Raw genomic sequence first — 15,353 nt, forward strand, 5'->3', positions numbered from 1 at the left:
GGCGGCAACTGTCAGAGCAGCTTGCCGGGGTTCATGATCCCGGCGGGATCGAACACCGCCTTGATCTCGCGCATCAGCCGCAGTTCCAGCGGATCCTTCACCGCCAGGAAGGCATGGCGCTTGAGCTGGCCGATGCCATGCTCGGCGCTGATGCTGCCGCCGTAGCGCATCACCTCGTCCAGCACCGCATCGGTCACGGCATCGCCCTGCGTGGCTGCCCAGTCTTTGGCTGCGCCGGCCGGACGCGACAGGTTGTAGTGCAGGTTGCCGTCGCCGAAGTGTCCGAACACAAAGGGCCGGATCGCCGCATCGAGCGCGCGCAGCCGCGCTGCCATCGATTCCATGAAAGCCGGGATCTGCTCGATCGGCAGCGACACGTCGTGCTTGAGGTGCGGACCGTCGGCGCGCTGCGCTTCGGAGATTTCCTCGCGCAGCTTCCACAGCGCCTGCAGTTGTGCCAGCGACGCGGAGACCGCGGCATCGAGGCAAAGCTCGCGCTCCAGCGCCTCGCCGATGACGCGTTCCAGCAGTGCGTTCAGCGCCGCCTCATCGGTGGTATCGGCCAGCTCCACCAGCACATAGGCCGGATAGCGCTGCGCGAACGGTTCCTGCACGCCTTCCGCATGCGCGAGCACCAGGTCCAGGCAATCGCCGGTAAAGAATTCGAAGGCCTGCAAACGTGCGCCGCATTGCTCGAACAGCAGTTCATAGAGCGCCAGCGACTGCGCCGGCGATGCCACCGCCGCCAGCACCACGCTGCGCGTATCGGTGCGTGGGAACAGGCGCAGCGCCGCCGCGGTGATCACGCCGAGCGTGCCTTCGGAGCCGATCAGCAGCTGCTTCAGGTCGTAGCCGGTATTGTCCTTGCGCAGCGTGCGCAGCCCGTGGAAGACCTCGCCGTTGGGCAGCACGGCCTCGACCCCCAGCACCAGCTCGCGCGTCATGCCATAGCGCACCACATTGACGCCGCCGGCATTGGTGGCCAGGTTGCCGCCGATCTGGCACGAGTCTTCGGCCGCCAGCGACAGCGGCAGCAGGCGGTTGGCGTCCTGCGCCGCGCGGCGCAGGTTGCCCAGGATGCAGCCGGCCTCGGCCACCATGGTATTGGCGATGGTATCGAGCGAGCGCACCGCGTTCATGCGGTCCAGGCTCAGCACCACGTTCTGCGCGCGCGCGTCGGGCGTGGCGCCGCCGCACAGGCCGGTATTGCCGCCGCGCGGCACCACCGGCACCGCGGCCTGCTGGCACAGCGCCAGCGCGCGCGCCACCTCGTCGACGGTACGGGGCCGCAGCACCGCCTGCGCCTGGCCGCGGTAGATGCCGCGCCAGTCGGACAGCCACGGCGCGATATCGTCGGGGTGGGTCAGCGCGGTGTCGGGGCCGAGGGCTTCGGTGAGCCGCTGGGCAAAGGATCCGTTTTGCATGGTGGTGGTGTGGTCTCAGGAAAGGGATGCGGCGCTGGCGGCGCCAGTTACCGTCTCGGGGTCGGCGCGCGCGCGCAGCGACAGTCCGAGGCGGCGCGCGGCGCTTTGCAGGTGCGCCACCGCGGCCGCTCGCGCCGCGCCGGCATCGCCGCGGCGGATGGCGGCGACGATGGCCTCGTGTTCGGCGTGCACGGTTTCGGCCAGCCCCGGCTGGCGCAGCGTATTGGCGCGCGCCGTGGCGACGGCCTGGTGCAGCTGCAGGTTCAGGTACTGCAGCAACTGGCGGTAGTACGGGTTGTGCGTGGCGGCGGCGATGCCGATATGGAAGGCCGCATCGAGATCGGCGGCCGGCTGCGGGTCGTAGAGCCGGGCTTGCAGGCGCTGCAGCAGTGCCGTCAGCGCGGCGACGTCGTCATCGGTGCGGCGCACCGCGGCCAGCGCCGCGGCGGCGCCTTCCAGGTCGATGCGCAGGTCGTACAGGTCGGCCAGCTCGCCGGTATCGAGTCCGGGCTCGCGCGGCAGCTGGAAGCCGGATGCGCCGGTGCGCGAGCGCACCGTGCAGCCCACCCCCTGGCGCGATTCGACAAAGCCCTGCGAGCGCAGGTGTTCGGTGACTTCGCGGATCACGGCGGCGCTGACGCCGTATTGCTCGGCCAGTTGCCGGCCGGTCGGCAGGCGGCTGCCAACGGGGTAGGCGCCGCTTTCGATTTCGGCGCGCAGCTGGCGCGTGACTTGTTCGGTCAGGGTGACGGTGCGGGTTCGCATGGCCGTCGATTATAAGGTTTGCTGGTTATCTGAAAACAAAGGGTAAACCCTTGATTTCAGACTTTGCCTATTCCCAAGGAAAAACGCGCGGACTGCCTTGCCGGCAGCCCACGCGTTTTGCGGCAAATGCCTGAGGGCTTCAGGCCGCGGCTTCGGTCACATAGCCCATGCCGCGCGAGATCTGCAGGGCCGTGTCCTTCAGGTTCTGCAGCCAGCTGTCCTGCAACCGGTCAGCCGGTGCCGACAGCGACAAGCCCGCCACCAGCCGGCGCGAGTCGTCGTAGATGCCGGCGGCGATGCAGCGCACGCCGAGTTCCAGCTCTTCGTTGTCGCGGGCATAGCCGTTGGTGCGGACCCAGTTGAGTTCGCGCTCCAGCTTGGCCAGGTCGGTGATCGAGGTGCGGGTGTGGCCGGCCAGCCCGGTGCGGGTGGCGTAGTTGCGCACACGTGCCGACTCGTCCGCGGCCAGGAACAGCTTGCCCACCGAGGTCAGGTGCAGCGGGGCGCGGCCGCCGATGGCGCGCACCACCTGCATGCCCGAGCGTTCGCTGTAGGCGCGCTCGATATAGACGATTTCATCGCCCTGGCGCACCGACAGGTTGACGGTCTGGCCGGTGACACGGTGCAGCGCGCGCATCGGCGCCAGCGCCGCGTCGCGCACCGACAGGCGCGCCTTGACCAGGTTGCCCAGCTCCAGCAGCCGCATGCCGAGCCGGTAGCTGCCCGGGTCGGAGCGGTCGACAAAGCGGCAGGCGACCATATCGTTGAGGATGCGGTGCGCGGTGGAAGGATGCAGGCCGGTGGCCAGCGACAGCTCTTTCAGGCTGACCGGGTCGGCGTGCTGGGCGAGGGCGTCCAGCAGGGTCATCATGCGCTCGATGACCTGGATGGACGTCTTGCCGGGTGACTTGTCTGCGTCGGACATGGTGGAAAAAAGAGAAATGTTGCCTTGCGGCATTTTTAAGCGTCTGCCTGATTCTATCTCGCATCGTGAAAATTTCAATAGGTGAAATGACATTACGGTAAGAAAGCGCCAATGATGTTGCGGACCCAGGTGCCGTGCATGCCACGGCATTCACCACTCCGATGAACGCTTTGTGCGCCACCCGCGGCGCCGAACGCGCATAATTGCGGGGTTTCAGGGTCTGGGAGAAGTCAACAATGCGAGTCGGTCTGTTCCACACCTGCCTGGTGGACCTGATGCGCCCGGAGATCGGTTTTTCGGTGCTCAAGCTGCTGGAAGCCGCCGGCTACGAGGTCATGGTGCCCGAGGCGCAGACCTGCTGCGGCCAGCCGGCCTACAACTCGGGCGAGCGTGCGGTGTCGCGCGACCTCGCCGAGAAATTCCTGCGCGAGTTCGAGATGTTCGACTACATCGTGGTGCCGTCGGGCAGTTGCGGCGGCATGATCCGGCACCACTACGCCGATCTGCTGCGCGACGACCCGGAGCTGAACGGCCGCTACGAGCGCCTGCGCGAACGCGTGTTCGAGCTGACCGAGTTCCTGGCCAACGTGGCCCGGATCGAAACCCTGCCGTCGACGTTCACGGGCCAGGTCACGTACCACGATTCCTGCTCCGGCCTGCGCGAACTGGGCGTCAAGCAGCAGCCGCGTGCGTTGCTGTCGCGCCTGCCGGGCGTGCAGCTGACCGAGATGAAGGACTGCGAGGCCTGCTGCGGTTTCGGCGGCACGTTCTCGGTCAAGTACGGCAATATCTCCACGGCCATCGTCGACGAGAAGTGCGCCAACATCCAGGCCACCGGCGCCGATGCCGTGGTGCTGGGCGACCTGGGCTGCATGCTCAATATCGAAGGCCGCCTGCGCCGCACCGGCGACCACCGCACCCGCGTGCTGCATATTGCGCAGGTCCTGGCAGGCGACGCCTGACCGCGCCGACACCATCAGGAATTCGCCACGATGCAAGTCCACAGCATGGAATTCAAGGCGCGCGCCGGGCAGAAGCTGGCCGACCAGCGCCTGCAGCAGAACCTGAAGAAGCTTTCGACCAAATTCGTCACGGCGCGCGCCGACGCGATCCGCGATATCGATTTCGACGCCACGCGCGAGGCCCTGAAAGAGCGCCGCAACCGCGCACTGGAAAACCTCGACGTCTGGCTCGCCACCTTTGAAGAGAACGCGACCCGGCGCGGCGCCACCGTGCTGTTCGCCGAAACCACCGCCGACGCCGCGCGGCTGGTGGCAGACATCGCGCGCAAGCACGACGTGAAGAAGGTCATCAAGAGCAAGTCGATGGTGACCGAGGAAATGCGCCTGAACCAGGTGCTGGGCGAGATGGGCGTGCAGAGCATCGAGACCGACCTGGGCGAGTACATCCTGCAGATCAATGACTCGGAACCGCCGTCGCACATCATTGCGCCGGTGGTGCACAAGGACAAGGACGAGATCGCCGACCTGTTCGCCAGGGTCCACCACAAGCCGCGCCTGACCGAGATCCCGGAGATGACGCGCGAGGCGCGCGAAGTGCTGCGCCCCGAATTCCTCAGCGCCGACATGGGCGTGACCGGCGGCAACTTCATCATCGCCGAGACCGGGTCGGTGGCGGTGGTCACCAACGAAGGCAACGAAGGCATGTGCACGGTGATGCCGCGCGTGCACGTGGCCGTGACCGGCATCGAGAAGGTGCTGCCGACGCTGGAAGACCTGGCCACGGTGATGCGCCTGCTGCCGCGCTCGGCCACCGGACAGGCGATCTCCAACTACTTCTCGCTGCTGACCGGACCGCGCGCCGAAGGCGAGCGCGACGGCCCCGAGCATATGTATTTCGTGCTGGTCGATGGCGGCCGCTCGGGCCTGATCGGCGGGGAGTTCCAGGAGATGCTGCGCTGTATCCGCTGCGGCGCCTGCATGAACCACTGCCCGGTCTACCAGAAGATCGGCGGCCATGCCTATGGCTGGGTCTACCCAGGGCCGATGGGCAGCGTGCTGACGCCCAGCTACGTCGGCCTGGCCAACGCCATCGACCTGCCGCAGGCGGCCACCATGTGCGGCGAATGCAATCGCGTGTGCCCGGCGTCGATCCCGTTGTCCGACCTGCTGCGCAAGCTGCGCGAGAAGCAGATGGAACGCGGCCTGCGGCCGTGGCAGGAACGCTTTGCGCTGAAGGCGTGGGGCTATGTCGCCAGGCGTCCCGAACTCTACGCGGTGGCCGCCCGCATCGGCGCCTGGCTGCTGGGCCGCATGGGCGGCAGCAACCGGCTGATCGCCAGCCTGCCGCTGGCGGGCAAGGGCTGGACCGAAACGCGCGACATGCCGGCCCCGTCGGGCCGGACCTTCCGCGAACTCTACAAGGAAAGGAGGGCGCGTTCATGAGCGCAGCCAATACGGATACGCTGGCGCGCATGCGCGCCGCACTGGACCAGCACGTCGCCGGATCGATGCCGGCGCAGGAACTCGTGCGCGCATGGCGCGATGCCGGCAGCGGGCTGACGCTGCCGGCCGTCTATGGCCAGGCGATGGAGGAACTGCTGCGCAGGCTCGAGATGTCGGCGGTCTTTGCGCAGGACAGCTGTTCGTTCTCGAGCAGCGCGGTGACGGACCAGCTGGCGCGGTGGCTGGACAAGGCGGCCACGGCCTGACGCGTTGCATGCCGCTGGTCTGCTTCTCTTTCCCACTTATGGAAGAGGAGAGCAAGCAGGAGGCCCTTGACGCTCGTGACGCTGCAAAAAAACAGGGAGCCGAAGCTCCCCGTCTTTTTACACTAGCTCACCCCAGCAACAGCGCATCATCATCCAGCTGTTCATGCCGCGTCTGCTCAAACATCTTCAGCAGGTCGGGCACGTCCAGTCCCTTGCGCTTGTCGCCCGACACATCCAGCACCACCTGCCCCTGGTGCAGCATCACCGTGCGCTGGCCGTAGTCCAGCGCCTGGCGCATGCTGTGCGTGACCATCATCGTGGTCAGCTTGCTTTCCTCGACGATGCGCGCGGTCAGTTCCAGCACGAACGCGGCGGTCTTCGGGTCCAGCGCGGCGGTGTGTTCGTCCAGCAGCAGGATGCGCGACGGCTGCAGCGAGGCCATCAGCAGGCTCACCGCCTGGCGCTGGCCGCCGGAGAGCAGGCCGATGCGGTCGGTGAGGCGGTTTTCCAGGCCCAGGTTGAGCAGTCGCAGCTTGTCGCGGAACAGCTCGCGCGAGGCGCGGTTCAGTGCCGGGCGGAAGCCGCGGCGGCTGCCGCGGGCCATTGCCAGGGCCATGTTTTCCTCGATGGTCAGCGCTTCGCAGGTGCCGGCCATGGGGTCCTGGAACACGCGCGCCACCAGATGGGCGCGGTCCCAGGCGGGCTTGCGCGTGACGTCGGTGTCATCGATGGTGATGCGGCCCGAGTCGACCATCTGGTCGCCGCTGATCGCATTCAGGAAGGTCGACTTGCCGGCGCCGTTGGAGCCGATCACGGCGACGAACTGGCCGCTCGGGATTTCCAGGCTGAGGCCGCGCAGCGCGCGGGTCTCGATCGGGGTGCCCGGGTTGAAGGTGAGCTTCAGGTCTTGTGCGCGCAGCATCTCAGGCACCTCCGTTCTTGCGGGCAAAGAGCTTCTTGCGCGTGGCCGGCAGCACCAGCGCGATCGTCACCAGCGCGGCGGTGACCAGGTTCAGGTCCTGTGCCTTGAGGCCGATGAAGTCGCTGTTCAGTGCCAGCGCAATGAAGAAGCGGTACAGGATGGCGCCCAGCACCACCGCCAGCGTGGTCCAGATCAGCCGGCGTGCCGGCAGGATGGTTTCGCCGATGATCACCGCGGCCAGGCCGATGACGATGGTGCCGATGCCCATCGAGATATCGGAGCCGCCCTGGGTCTGCGCGAACAGCGCGCCGGCCAGTGCCACCAGCGCGTTGGACAGCGCCATGCCGGCCAGCGTGGCGCGGCCGGTGGCGATGCCCTGGGCGCGGGCCATGCGCGGGTTGGCGCCGGTGGCGCGCATCGCCAGTCCCAGCTGCGAGCTGAAGAACCAGTCCAGGCCCACCTTGGCGACCACCACCACCACGAACAGCACCAGCGGGCGCAGCACGTAGTCGGGCAGCCACTCCGGCTGCAGCACGGTGAACAGCGTCGGCTCGGTGATCAGCGGCACGTTGGGGCGGCCCATGATGCGCAGGTTGATCGAGTACAGCGCGATCATCATCAGGATACTGGCGAGCAGGTCCATGATCTTGAGGCGCACGTTGAGCCAGCCGGTGATCCAGCCGGCCAGCGCGCCGGCGGCGATGGCCACCACGGTCGCCAGGAACGGGTCCTGGCCGGCGGCGATCAGCGTCGCGGCGACGGCGCCGCCCAGCGGGAAACTGCCGTCAACGGTCAGGTCGGGGAAGTTGAGGATGCGGAAGGAAATCAGCACCCCGAGCGCTACCAGGCTGAAGATCAGGCCGATCTCCAGGGCGCCCAGAAGGGAAAAGAGGGACATGGGGGAATCCTGTTGCAGGGGCTGGCGGCTGCCTTGGCGCCGCCTTCGGGGCGGGTGGGCCGGCACGCCCGGGTGGGGCTGCCGGCCGACTCGCCCGGTTCTGTCCCGCCAGGCCGGATAGGCCCGACGGAGCACCCGCCGCGTTGCGGCGGCAGGGGGCAGTGCTTGGCTCTGGCTTACTTGATGACGGTCTTGGCTTCCTTGACCAGCTCCGGCGACAGCGTCACGCCTTGCTTGGCGGCGGCGCCGGTGTTGACGAACAGTTCCAGGTTGTCGCTGGTCTGCGAGGCGATCGCGCCCGGCTTCTCGCCCTTCAGGATGCGCACCACCACCTTGCCGGTCTGGTGGCCCAGGTCGCCGTAGTTGACGCCCAGAGCGGCGACGGCGCCGCGCTTGACGCTGTCGGTATCGGCCGCGACCAGCGGGATCTTCGATTCGTTGGCCACCTTGACCAGGGCCTCGTACGCCGACACCACGTTGTTGTCGGTGTTGGTGTAGATCACGTCGACCTTGCCGATCAGGCTCTTGGCGGCCGGGCCGATGTCGACGGTGCGCGGCGCGGCGGCTTCCTTGAGCGTCAGGCCTTCCTTGGCCAGCAGCGCGGACAGTTCCTTGACCACCACCACCGAGTTGGCCTCGCCCGGGTTGTAGACCATGCCCACGGTCTTGGCCTTGGGCACCACGCGCTTGATCAGCGCCACCTGCTTGTCCAGCGGCAGCTTGTCCGACACGCCGGTAACGTTGGTGCCCGACGCCGACCAGCTCTTGACCAGTTGCGCGGCGACCGGATCGGTCACGCCCGAGTACACCACCGGCACCGTCTTGGTGGCCGCGACCACGGCCTGCGCCGACGGCGTGGCGATGGCGACGATGGCGTTGGGGTTGTCGCCGACGAACTTGCGGGCGATCTGCGCCGCGGTGCCGGTGTTGCCCTGGGCGCTCTGGTATTCCCACTTCAGGCTCTTGTCGGCGTCATAGCCGGCTGCCTTCAGTTCTGCGCGCACGCCGTCGCGGATGGCGTCCAGCGCGGGATGGTCGACGATCGACAGCACCTTGACGGTCTGGGCCTGCACGGCGCCGCCGTACAGCAGTGCCAGCGCCACGGCGCCGCCCAGGATGGATTTGGATGCTGCGAGACCCTTGGTGGATTTCATTATGTGTGCTCCCCCGAAACTCGGTTCTGGATTGGATACGGCCGCGGATGGTTCGGTCCGCCGTCCTGGCCCGTGCGCCGGCTGGCGCACAGTGCCGGTCCGGGCGGGCGCGGCGGCTTCCTGCGGCGGGAGGGAGCGTGCGCGGACGCGTCGGATGCGACAGCGATAAGCCTGCGAGGATACCACTTCCCGCGCACGAAATGGACAGTCATCATGCGGAAGTGGGGCATCCGATGCTGTCAGATGCCCGCTATCGGCCATCGGGGCGCATTTTATTGCGCGCGAACCGGGATTTGCTTGTGGATTACCCCGATTGCGGAGGCCGTATCTTCATGCCATTGCGCGCTGCCGGGACGTCGAGGGTTTCCTCCACCCGGCCGGCGCGCTGGCAGTGTCAGCCGCGCAGCGCCGCGGCGCACTCGCGCACCAGCGCCGGGCCGCGGTAGATCAGGCCGCTGTAGACCTGCACCAGGCTCGCGCCGGCGTCGATCTTTGCGCGCGCGTCGGTGCCGCCGAAGATGCCGCCCACGCCGATGATCGGCACCGCGTCGCCGACCACGCCGCGCAACGCGCGCACCACGCGGGTCGACGCTTCGAACACCGGGCGCCCCGACAGGCCGCCGGCTTCGTCGGCATGCGGCAGGCCCTTGACGGCATCGCGCGAGATGGTGGTGTTGGTGGCGATCACGCCGTCGATCCGGTGGCGCACCAGCGCGTCGCCGATATTGCCGATCTGGTCGGCGTCGAGGTCCGGCGCGATCTTCAGCGCCAGCGGCACATAGCGCTTGTGCTGGTCGGCCAGGCGCTGCTGCGCGTCCTTCAGCGACGACAACAGGCTGTCGAGCTCGCTCGCGCCCTGCAGCTGGCGCAGGTTCTTGGTGTTGGGCGACGAGATATTCACCGTCACGTAGCTGGCGTGCGGATAGACCCGCTCCAGGCAGTACAGGTAGTCGTCGTTGGCGCGCTCGATCGGGGTATCGGCGTTCTTGCCGATATTCAGCCCCAGCACGCCGCCCTCGGCCTTCCAGCGCGAGGCCTGCACATTGGCGACGAAGGCATCGACGCCGCCGTTGTTGAAGCCCATGCGGTTGATCAGCGCATCGGCCTGCGGCAGGCGAAACATGCGCGGGCGCGGGTTGCCCGGCTGCGCGCGCGGCGTGACCGTGCCCACCTCGATAAAGCCGAAGCCGAGCGCGGCCAGGCCGTCGATATAGGCGCCGTCCTTGTCCAGCCCCGCGGCCAGGCCGACCGGGTTGGGAAAGCGCACCCCCATGACCGTGCGCGGATCGTCGGCGATGCGGTTGCCGATGCAGCCGCCCAGGCCCATGCGGTGGGCGCGCAGCAGGTTGTTCAGCGTGAAATGGTGGGCGTCCTCGGCATCCATCGAGAACAGGGCGGGGCGAAACAGGGGGTAGAGCGCGTTGAGCACGTGGGCAGGCGGCCGGCGGGGCGGCGCGGAAGTCGGGACCAGGGCGGGATTGTAGCGGCTGGCCCGCTTGCCTGGGGCCGGACCGGGCTAGGCCTGCGTGGCCGGCGGCACCGGCGCGGCGGCTGCCGTGGCTTCAGCGGCTTCGGCCGCCTCGGCTGCCACGTCCTCGAACGCATGCCAGTGGTTGCCGGTCAGCACCTGCAGCGGCCGGAAGCGCGCCTTGTACGCCATCTTGCGGCTGTCGGCGATCCAGTAGCCCAGGTACAGGTGCGGCAGGCCCAGCGCATGGGTCTGGCGAATCTGCCACAGGATGTTGTAGGTGCCGTAGCTGGCGTTGCGCTCGAGCGGGTCGTAGAAGGTGTAGACCGACGACAGCCCGTCGTCGAGCACGTCGATCATGCTGACCATGCGCAGCCGCCCGGCCTCGGGCGAGCCAGGCGGATCGCGGAATTCGACCAGGCGCGAGTTGACGCGGCTCTGCAGCAGGAACTGCTCGTACTGGTCGCGGCTGTCCTGGTCCATGCCGCCGCCGGCGTGGCGCAGCGACTGGTACAGCAGGTACAGCGAATAGTGCTCTTCGACGTAGGTCAGCGGCGCCACCAGCGCCTGCAGGTGCTGGTGGCGGTTCCACGCGCGGCGCTGCGAGCGGTCCGGCGTGAACTGGTCGACCAGCACGCGGCACGGCGTGCAGGCGTGGCAGTCGTCGCAATACGGCCGGTAGGTGAAGATGCCGCTGCGGCGAAAGCCCGCGCGCACCAGGCGCGAATAGACGTCGGCATTGATCAGGTGCGCCGGCGTGGCCACCTGGGAGCGCGCCATGCGGCCGTCGAGATAGCTGCAAGCGTAGGGCGCCGTGGCATAGAACTGCAGCGCGGACAGCGGTAGTTCCTTCAGCTTGCTCATGACTCAGGGGGCTCCGGGGCGGGACGGCTCGGTCGCGTGGGCAACGTGGAGGGTAGCGTCGGCACCCGTGCCAGGATTCAGCCTGCCGGCGCGGCGGGTGTCCCGGCCCAGCGCTCCAGCACCGATTTGTCGAACCGCCACGGACTGATCGCCGGCTGCGCCGTTGCCGCGCGCACATGGGCCACGAATTCGGCGCGGGGGATGGGGCGCGCACCCAGCGAGGCCAGGTGGTCGGTTTCCTGCTGGCAGTCTATCATCGCCACGCCGTGGTTGCCGAGGAACGCGCACAGCGCCGCCAGCGCAATCTTCGACGCGTCGGTGCGGTGCGCGAACATGGATTCGCCGAAGAACATCCGCCCCAGCGCCACGCCATACAGGCCGCCGACGCGCTCGCCGCGGTACCAGCTTTCGACGGAATGCGCCAGGCCGTTGCGGTGCAGCGTGCCGTACGCGGCGATGATGGCGTCGGTGATCCAGGTGCCGTCCTGGCCTTCGCGCGGCGCGGTCGCGCAGGCGCGCATCACGGCCAGGAAATCATGGTCGACGCGGATTTCCCAGTCGGCATCGCGCAGCACGCGCCGCAGGGTCTTGCGCAGGTTGGCCGAAACGCGCAGCGCCGGCGGCGGCAGCACCATGCGCGGATCGGTGCTCCACCACAGCACCGGCTGGCCGCTCGAATACCACGGGAAGATGCCCTGGCGATACGCCAGCAGCAGCCGCTGCGGCGACAGCTCGCGGCTGGCGGCAAGCAGCCCGGGCGCATCGGAATCAGCGCCGAGCGCGTGCTCGACCGGGGGAAACGGATCTTGCGGGTCCAGCCAGGCAATCATGCGGGCTGCGCCGGAGGGCGGTGCGCGGCGGGCCCGCCGCTCAGGGCGTGACCGTGGCCCGGCTGGTCAGCGGGCGCATGGGCTTGTCGATGTCCAGGCTGTGCAGCCGGAAGCTGCCGTCCCGCAGCCGGCCGGCGGCGCGGTCGGCAAAGAAGCAGCGCAGGGTATGGATCACGGTGGGGAAGGCCAGTTCGTCCCAGGGCACGTCGGACTCTTCTACCAGCTTCACTTCCAGGCTTTCCTCGCCGGGCGCGATGTCGAGGTCGTCGAGCGTGGCGAGATAGAACAGGTGCACCTGGTGCACATGCGGCACGTTCAGGATCGAGAACAGTTCGCCCACCTGCACGCGCGCGCCGGCTTCTTCCAGCGTTTCGCGCGAGGCCGCCTGGGCGGTGGTCTCGCCGATCTCCATGAAGCCCGCCGGCAGCGTCCAGAAGCCGTAGCGGGGCTCGATCGCGCGCTTGCACAGCAGGATCTTGTCTTCCCAGACCGGGATCGTGCCGACAACGTTGCGGGGATTGACGTAGTGGATGGTGCCGCAGTTGTCGCAAACACTGCGCGGGCGGTTGTCGCCGTCAGGCACGCGCAACACGACCGCATGACCACAGTTCGAGCAGAATTTCATGAGGGGCGTCCGGGAGAATGGCGAAAGTGTATCACCCTCGCGGAGCGCGCCGGCGGGCGGTGGGAGCGGTGGTGCACCATCGTCCGGCGTACCCGGACGGCACAAAACAAAAAACCCGCCAAGGGCGGGTTTGTCTGCATCAACGGCGTCACAGATTCGCATCTGTGCGGTTGGTTGCGGGGGCAGGACTTGAACCTGCGACCTTCGGGTTATGAGCCCGACGAGCTGCCAACTGCTCCACCCCGCGTCCGTCGAAGAAAAGATTATATGGCATCTGGTTGCGCAATGCAACACCTGTTTAACAAAACCTGCCAGCGTTGCGCATTGCCGCCTGCCATAACGATTAGATCGCCGCGGCGGGGCATAGGTTCAGCCCGGTTCGGAGGTATCGCTTGTGCGCTGCCACAGCGCGGCCTCGAACTCGAAGCTGTCGCGCTGCTGCAGGTCGTCGCGCTGCCAGATCACGCGGTCGCGGCGCACGGTCAGCATCCAGGTGGTGGTGGCGAGCGGGGTGGGGTGCGAGAACGCGCGTGGCGTCAGCACCGCGCCGCAGGGGCCATGCTGCGGATCGCGCACGGACGTGTAGCGAATCATGCCGAGCCCGGCTTCGCGCGCGATGCGGCCGAAGGCCTGGCAAGGCTCGTGGTGGTCGGGGTCGGTCCAGGCGGCGCGGTCGCGGTCGAACGGCGGCTGGTCCAGCGCCACGCCGGAGGTCTCGACGCGCACTTCGAACAGCGTCTGCGCGCGCGCGTCGATGCGTGGCAGCGCCGGGCTGTCGTTGAGGAAGCGCCAGCGCCAGTAGCCCAGTTCGGCACAGGCGGTGCGGATCTCGTTGGCGCCATAGAACACGCCCGGGTCCTGGCTGGCGCGAAAGCGCGAGCCCCATGGCGAGGGCGGGTAGCGGAACGGGGTGAACAGCAGGTAGTGCAGATGGCGCGCCTCGACCGGCACGGCGGGCTTGCCGGCGTCGAGCACGGCCTCCAGCACGGCCTGTTCTTCGAGGCTGTCGACCAGCGGCATGGTCGAGACCACATGCTGGGCTTCCACCGCCCGCCACAGCGTGAGCGCGAACTGCCGGCGCTCAGATGCGACCGCGGGTGGCGTCCAGGTAGTGAACGACACGGACCAGGCCTTCGGTTGTACGGATCAGTTCGAGCGGCTTGCCGCCCAGCGCGAGGTTGTCGTGGGTCAGCCATAGCCGGGCCTGGTCGCCGTGGCCCAGGATGGCGTCGAGCGAGCGGAACAGGCGCACGAACAAGACGCCGAACTCCCACTCCTTGCGGTGCGCGTCGAGCACATAGCCGCCCGACGCCATGCGCGAGACCGACGCCGTGCTGATGCCCAGCACGCTTGCCACCATGGCCTGGCTGATGCCCAGGAAGCCGGCGGCGCGCATGACCGCCTTGGTCAGCGTGGTGCCGGGGTCGGGGCCGCCGGCGGGATCGGTTTCCGGAATCCGCCTCGATTGCATCGCCTATGCTCCTGTTTCTTCAGAAAGATTATAGGCGATGTATTTCAGAAGGGAAGGGGCGGCTCAAGGATTCGAGCCTGGACGCGGCTAATAGGTTTCGATATGCAGCCGTCCTTCGGCCTTCATGGTGGTTTCCAGCGCCTTCCAGTTAAGACCGGCGCTGGCGCAGACCGTTTCAAATGCGGCCAGCACGCCTTCCTCCATCCCTTTCAGGCCGCAGATATAGACATGGCCGTTGGCGTCGCCCAGCAGCGCGGCGACGCTGTCCGCGGCATCGCGGATCGCGTCCTGGACATAGCGGCGCGGCGTGTCCGGGTCGCGCGAGAAGGCGAAGTGGATATCGAGGAAATCCCCGGGCAGCTTCAGCAGCGGGCCGAAGTAGGGCAGTTCCCTGGCATTGCGCGCGCCGAAGAACAGCATCCGGCGCCCGCTGAAGTGCGCCAGGTTGCGGCGCATGCGCTCGGTCATGGCGCGCATCGGTGCCGAGCCGGTGCCGGTGCAGATCATCATCACGCTGGCCTCGGCGTGGTTCGGCATCAGGAAGGTCGAGCCGAACGGGCCCACCACCTGCACCGTGTCGCCCTTGGCGAGGTCGCACAGGTAGTTGGATGCCACCCCACGCACCGGCTTGCCGTCGTGGTCCTGCTCGACCCGCTTCACCGTCAGCGCGAGGTTGTTGTACCCCGGGCGCTCGCCGTCGCGCGGGCTGGCGACCGAATACATGCGGATGTAGTGGGGCTTCCCCGCCGCGTCCGTGCCGGGCGGGACGATACCGATCGACTGGCCTTCCAGGATCGGGAAGAAGTGGGTGCCGAGGTCCAGCACGATATGGTGGATATCGCTGGACGCGTCCGCGGCGGTGAGCCGGTAGTTGCCGGCCACGGTGGCGCTCACCGGCGCGCGCACGCCATGCAGGTTCACATAGGGATGGGCGGCTGACCACGGCGCGCGCGGCGAGGTATGGCGGCTGGTTTCGACGGACTGGATCGCGGCGTCGCCCGCCGCGGCCGTGCCGGCGCCGGCGGTGGCCGGCGCGGTGTCGTCCGCGCTGTCCAGCTCCGGCAGCGGCACCTCGGCCGGCAGCTCATCCCACAGCAGCTGCGCCTCGATCGGGTAGGCCTGGCCGCGCAACATCGTGCGCCAGTTGTCGATGGCGCCGGTCGGGCACGGCGACAGGCAGGCATTGCAGCCGTTGCACACGTCGGCGCGGACCACGTAGTTGCGGTCGTCATGGGTGATGGCGTCGATCGGGCAGGTGTCTTCGCAGGTGTTGCAGCGAATGCAGATTTCCGGATCGATCAGGTGCTGCTTGATGATGTCGGGGGCGCCCATGGCG

At 68.0% G+C, this 15,353-nt stretch carries 16 protein-coding genes and 1 tRNA gene; 3 read left to right on the forward strand and 14 right to left on the reverse strand.

Annotated features, from left to right (window positions below; genetic code table 11):
• Nucleotides 1-11 precede the first annotated feature (11 nt).
• The 3 genes from CBM2594_RS07560 to CBM2594_RS07570 form a co-directional block, all read right to left on the reverse strand.
• The gene (locus tag CBM2594_RS07560; RefSeq protein ID WP_116356287.1) at nt 12-1,424 is read right to left on the reverse strand and encodes an FAD-binding oxidoreductase; all 1,413 of its coding nucleotides are present in this window, start codon (nt 1,422-1,424) and stop codon (nt 12-14) included.
• 15 nt (nt 1,425-1,439) lie between these two features.
• Complete coding sequence (locus CBM2594_RS07565; protein WP_116356288.1) at nt 1,440-2,189, reverse strand: FadR/GntR family transcriptional regulator; 750 nt, start codon at nt 2,187-2,189, stop codon at nt 1,440-1,442.
• Between the two features lie 139 nt (nt 2,190-2,328).
• Entirely contained in the window at nt 2,329-3,114 is a 786-nt protein-coding gene (locus CBM2594_RS07570; protein ID WP_012352591.1) for an IclR family transcriptional regulator, read from the reverse strand.
• A 236-nt stretch (nt 3,115-3,350) separates the two neighbouring features.
• On the opposite strand from CBM2594_RS07570, the gene CBM2594_RS07575 reads away from it, so the two are divergent.
• The 3 genes from CBM2594_RS07575 to CBM2594_RS07585 are packed head-to-tail and all read left to right on the forward strand — an operon-like array spanning nt 3,351 to nt 5,785.
• Nucleotides 3,351-4,076, forward strand: a complete 726-nt coding sequence (locus CBM2594_RS07575) for a (Fe-S)-binding protein (protein WP_116356289.1) — start codon at nt 3,351-3,353, stop codon at nt 4,074-4,076.
• A gap of 30 nt (nt 4,077-4,106) precedes the next feature.
• Nucleotides 4,107-5,519 (forward strand): LutB/LldF family L-lactate oxidation iron-sulfur protein, encoded by a 1,413-nt coding sequence (locus CBM2594_RS07580; protein ID WP_116356290.1) that lies wholly within the window; start codon nt 4,107-4,109, stop codon nt 5,517-5,519.
• The gene (locus tag CBM2594_RS07585; RefSeq protein WP_116356291.1) at nt 5,516-5,785 is read left to right on the forward strand and encodes a hypothetical protein; all 270 of its coding nucleotides are present in this window, start codon (nt 5,516-5,518) and stop codon (nt 5,783-5,785) included. The genes CBM2594_RS07580 and CBM2594_RS07585 overlap by 4 nt, the downstream gene beginning before the upstream one ends.
• Nucleotides 5,786-5,912: 127 nt before the next feature.
• On the opposite strand, the gene CBM2594_RS07590 is transcribed toward CBM2594_RS07585, so the two are convergent.
• The 11 genes from CBM2594_RS07590 to boxA form a co-directional block, all read right to left on the reverse strand.
• Nucleotides 5,913-6,707 (reverse strand): ABC transporter ATP-binding protein, encoded by a 795-nt coding sequence (locus tag CBM2594_RS07590; protein ID WP_116356292.1) that lies wholly within the window; start codon nt 6,705-6,707, stop codon nt 5,913-5,915.
• 1 nt (nt 6,708) lies between these two features.
• A complete protein-coding gene (locus CBM2594_RS07595) occupies nt 6,709-7,605 on the reverse strand; it encodes an ABC transporter permease (RefSeq protein WP_115706673.1) in 897 nt (298 codons plus the stop codon).
• Between the two features lie 176 nt (nt 7,606-7,781).
• Nucleotides 7,782-8,759: an ABC transporter substrate-binding protein gene (locus tag CBM2594_RS07600; RefSeq protein WP_092313453.1), complete on the reverse strand. Its 978-nt coding sequence runs from the start codon at nt 8,757-8,759 to the stop codon at nt 7,782-7,784.
• A gap of 394 nt (nt 8,760-9,153) precedes the next feature.
• A complete protein-coding gene (locus CBM2594_RS07605) occupies nt 9,154-10,188 on the reverse strand; it encodes a quinone-dependent dihydroorotate dehydrogenase (protein WP_116356293.1) in 1,035 nt (344 codons plus the stop codon).
• An 87-nt stretch (nt 10,189-10,275) separates the two neighbouring features.
• Complete coding sequence (locus CBM2594_RS07610; protein ID WP_116356294.1) at nt 10,276-11,091, reverse strand: arginyltransferase; 816 nt, start codon at nt 11,089-11,091, stop codon at nt 10,276-10,278.
• 77 nt (nt 11,092-11,168) lie between these two features.
• A complete protein-coding gene (gene aat, locus CBM2594_RS07615; protein WP_116356295.1) occupies nt 11,169-11,921 on the reverse strand; it encodes a leucyl/phenylalanyl-tRNA--protein transferase in 753 nt (250 codons plus the stop codon).
• A gap of 40 nt (nt 11,922-11,961) precedes the next feature.
• The gene (locus tag CBM2594_RS07620) at nt 11,962-12,546 is read right to left on the reverse strand and encodes an NUDIX hydrolase (RefSeq protein WP_116356296.1); all 585 of its coding nucleotides are present in this window, start codon (nt 12,544-12,546) and stop codon (nt 11,962-11,964) included.
• A 171-nt stretch (nt 12,547-12,717) separates the two neighbouring features.
• Nucleotides 12,718-12,793 (reverse strand) — tRNA-Met (locus CBM2594_RS07625).
• A gap of 122 nt (nt 12,794-12,915) precedes the next feature.
• Complete coding sequence (locus tag CBM2594_RS07630) at nt 12,916-13,668, reverse strand: RES family NAD+ phosphorylase (RefSeq protein WP_116356297.1); 753 nt, start codon at nt 13,666-13,668, stop codon at nt 12,916-12,918.
• Nucleotides 13,628-14,017 (reverse strand): MbcA/ParS/Xre antitoxin family protein, encoded by a 390-nt coding sequence (locus CBM2594_RS07635; RefSeq protein WP_018004354.1) that lies wholly within the window; start codon nt 14,015-14,017, stop codon nt 13,628-13,630. The genes CBM2594_RS07630 and CBM2594_RS07635 overlap by 41 nt, the downstream gene beginning before the upstream one ends.
• 87 nt (nt 14,018-14,104) lie before the next feature.
• On the reverse strand, nt 14,105-15,349 hold the full coding sequence (gene boxA / locus CBM2594_RS07640) for a benzoyl-CoA 2,3-epoxidase subunit BoxA (protein WP_116356298.1): 1,245 nt from the start codon (nt 15,347-15,349) through the stop codon (nt 14,105-14,107).
• Nucleotides 15,350-15,353 lie beyond the last annotated feature (4 nt).

It is taken from the genome of Cupriavidus taiwanensis (genome assembly GCF_900249755.1).
Classification (GTDB): domain Bacteria; phylum Pseudomonadota; class Gammaproteobacteria; order Burkholderiales; family Burkholderiaceae; genus Cupriavidus; species Cupriavidus taiwanensis_D.

Coding starts and splice junctions, on each gene's coding strand:
- CBM2594_RS07580 (WP_116356290.1), top strand. CDS start 4,107: ATGCAAGTCCACAGCATGGAATTCAAGGCGCGCGCCGGGCAGAAGCTG.
- aat (WP_116356295.1), bottom strand. CDS start 11,921: ATGATTGCCTGGCTGGACCCGCAAGATCCGTTTCCCCCGGTCGAGCAC.
- CBM2594_RS07560 (WP_116356287.1), bottom strand. CDS start 1,424: ATGCAAAACGGATCCTTTGCCCAGCGGCTCACCGAAGCCCTCGGCCCC.
- CBM2594_RS07620 (WP_116356296.1), bottom strand. CDS start 12,546: ATGAAATTCTGCTCGAACTGTGGTCATGCGGTCGTGTTGCGCGTGCCT.
- CBM2594_RS07570 (WP_012352591.1), bottom strand. CDS start 3,114: ATGTCCGACGCAGACAAGTCACCCGGCAAGACGTCCATCCAGGTCATC.
- boxA (WP_116356298.1), bottom strand. CDS start 15,349: ATGGGCGCCCCCGACATCATCAAGCAGCACCTGATCGATCCGGAAATC.
- CBM2594_RS07565 (WP_116356288.1), bottom strand. CDS start 2,189: ATGCGAACCCGCACCGTCACCCTGACCGAACAAGTCACGCGCCAGCTG.
- CBM2594_RS07595 (WP_115706673.1), bottom strand. CDS start 7,605: ATGTCCCTCTTTTCCCTTCTGGGCGCCCTGGAGATCGGCCTGATCTTC.
- CBM2594_RS07590 (WP_116356292.1), bottom strand. CDS start 6,707: ATGCTGCGCGCACAAGACCTGAAGCTCACCTTCAACCCGGGCACCCCG.
- CBM2594_RS07600 (WP_092313453.1), bottom strand. CDS start 8,759: ATGAAATCCACCAAGGGTCTCGCAGCATCCAAATCCATCCTGGGCGGC.
- CBM2594_RS07575 (WP_116356289.1), top strand. CDS start 3,351: ATGCGAGTCGGTCTGTTCCACACCTGCCTGGTGGACCTGATGCGCCCG.
- CBM2594_RS07635 (WP_018004354.1), bottom strand. CDS start 14,017: ATGCAATCGAGGCGGATTCCGGAAACCGATCCCGCCGGCGGCCCCGAC.
- CBM2594_RS07610 (WP_116356294.1), bottom strand. CDS start 11,091: ATGAGCAAGCTGAAGGAACTACCGCTGTCCGCGCTGCAGTTCTATGCC.
- CBM2594_RS07585 (WP_116356291.1), top strand. CDS start 5,516: ATGAGCGCAGCCAATACGGATACGCTGGCGCGCATGCGCGCCGCACTG.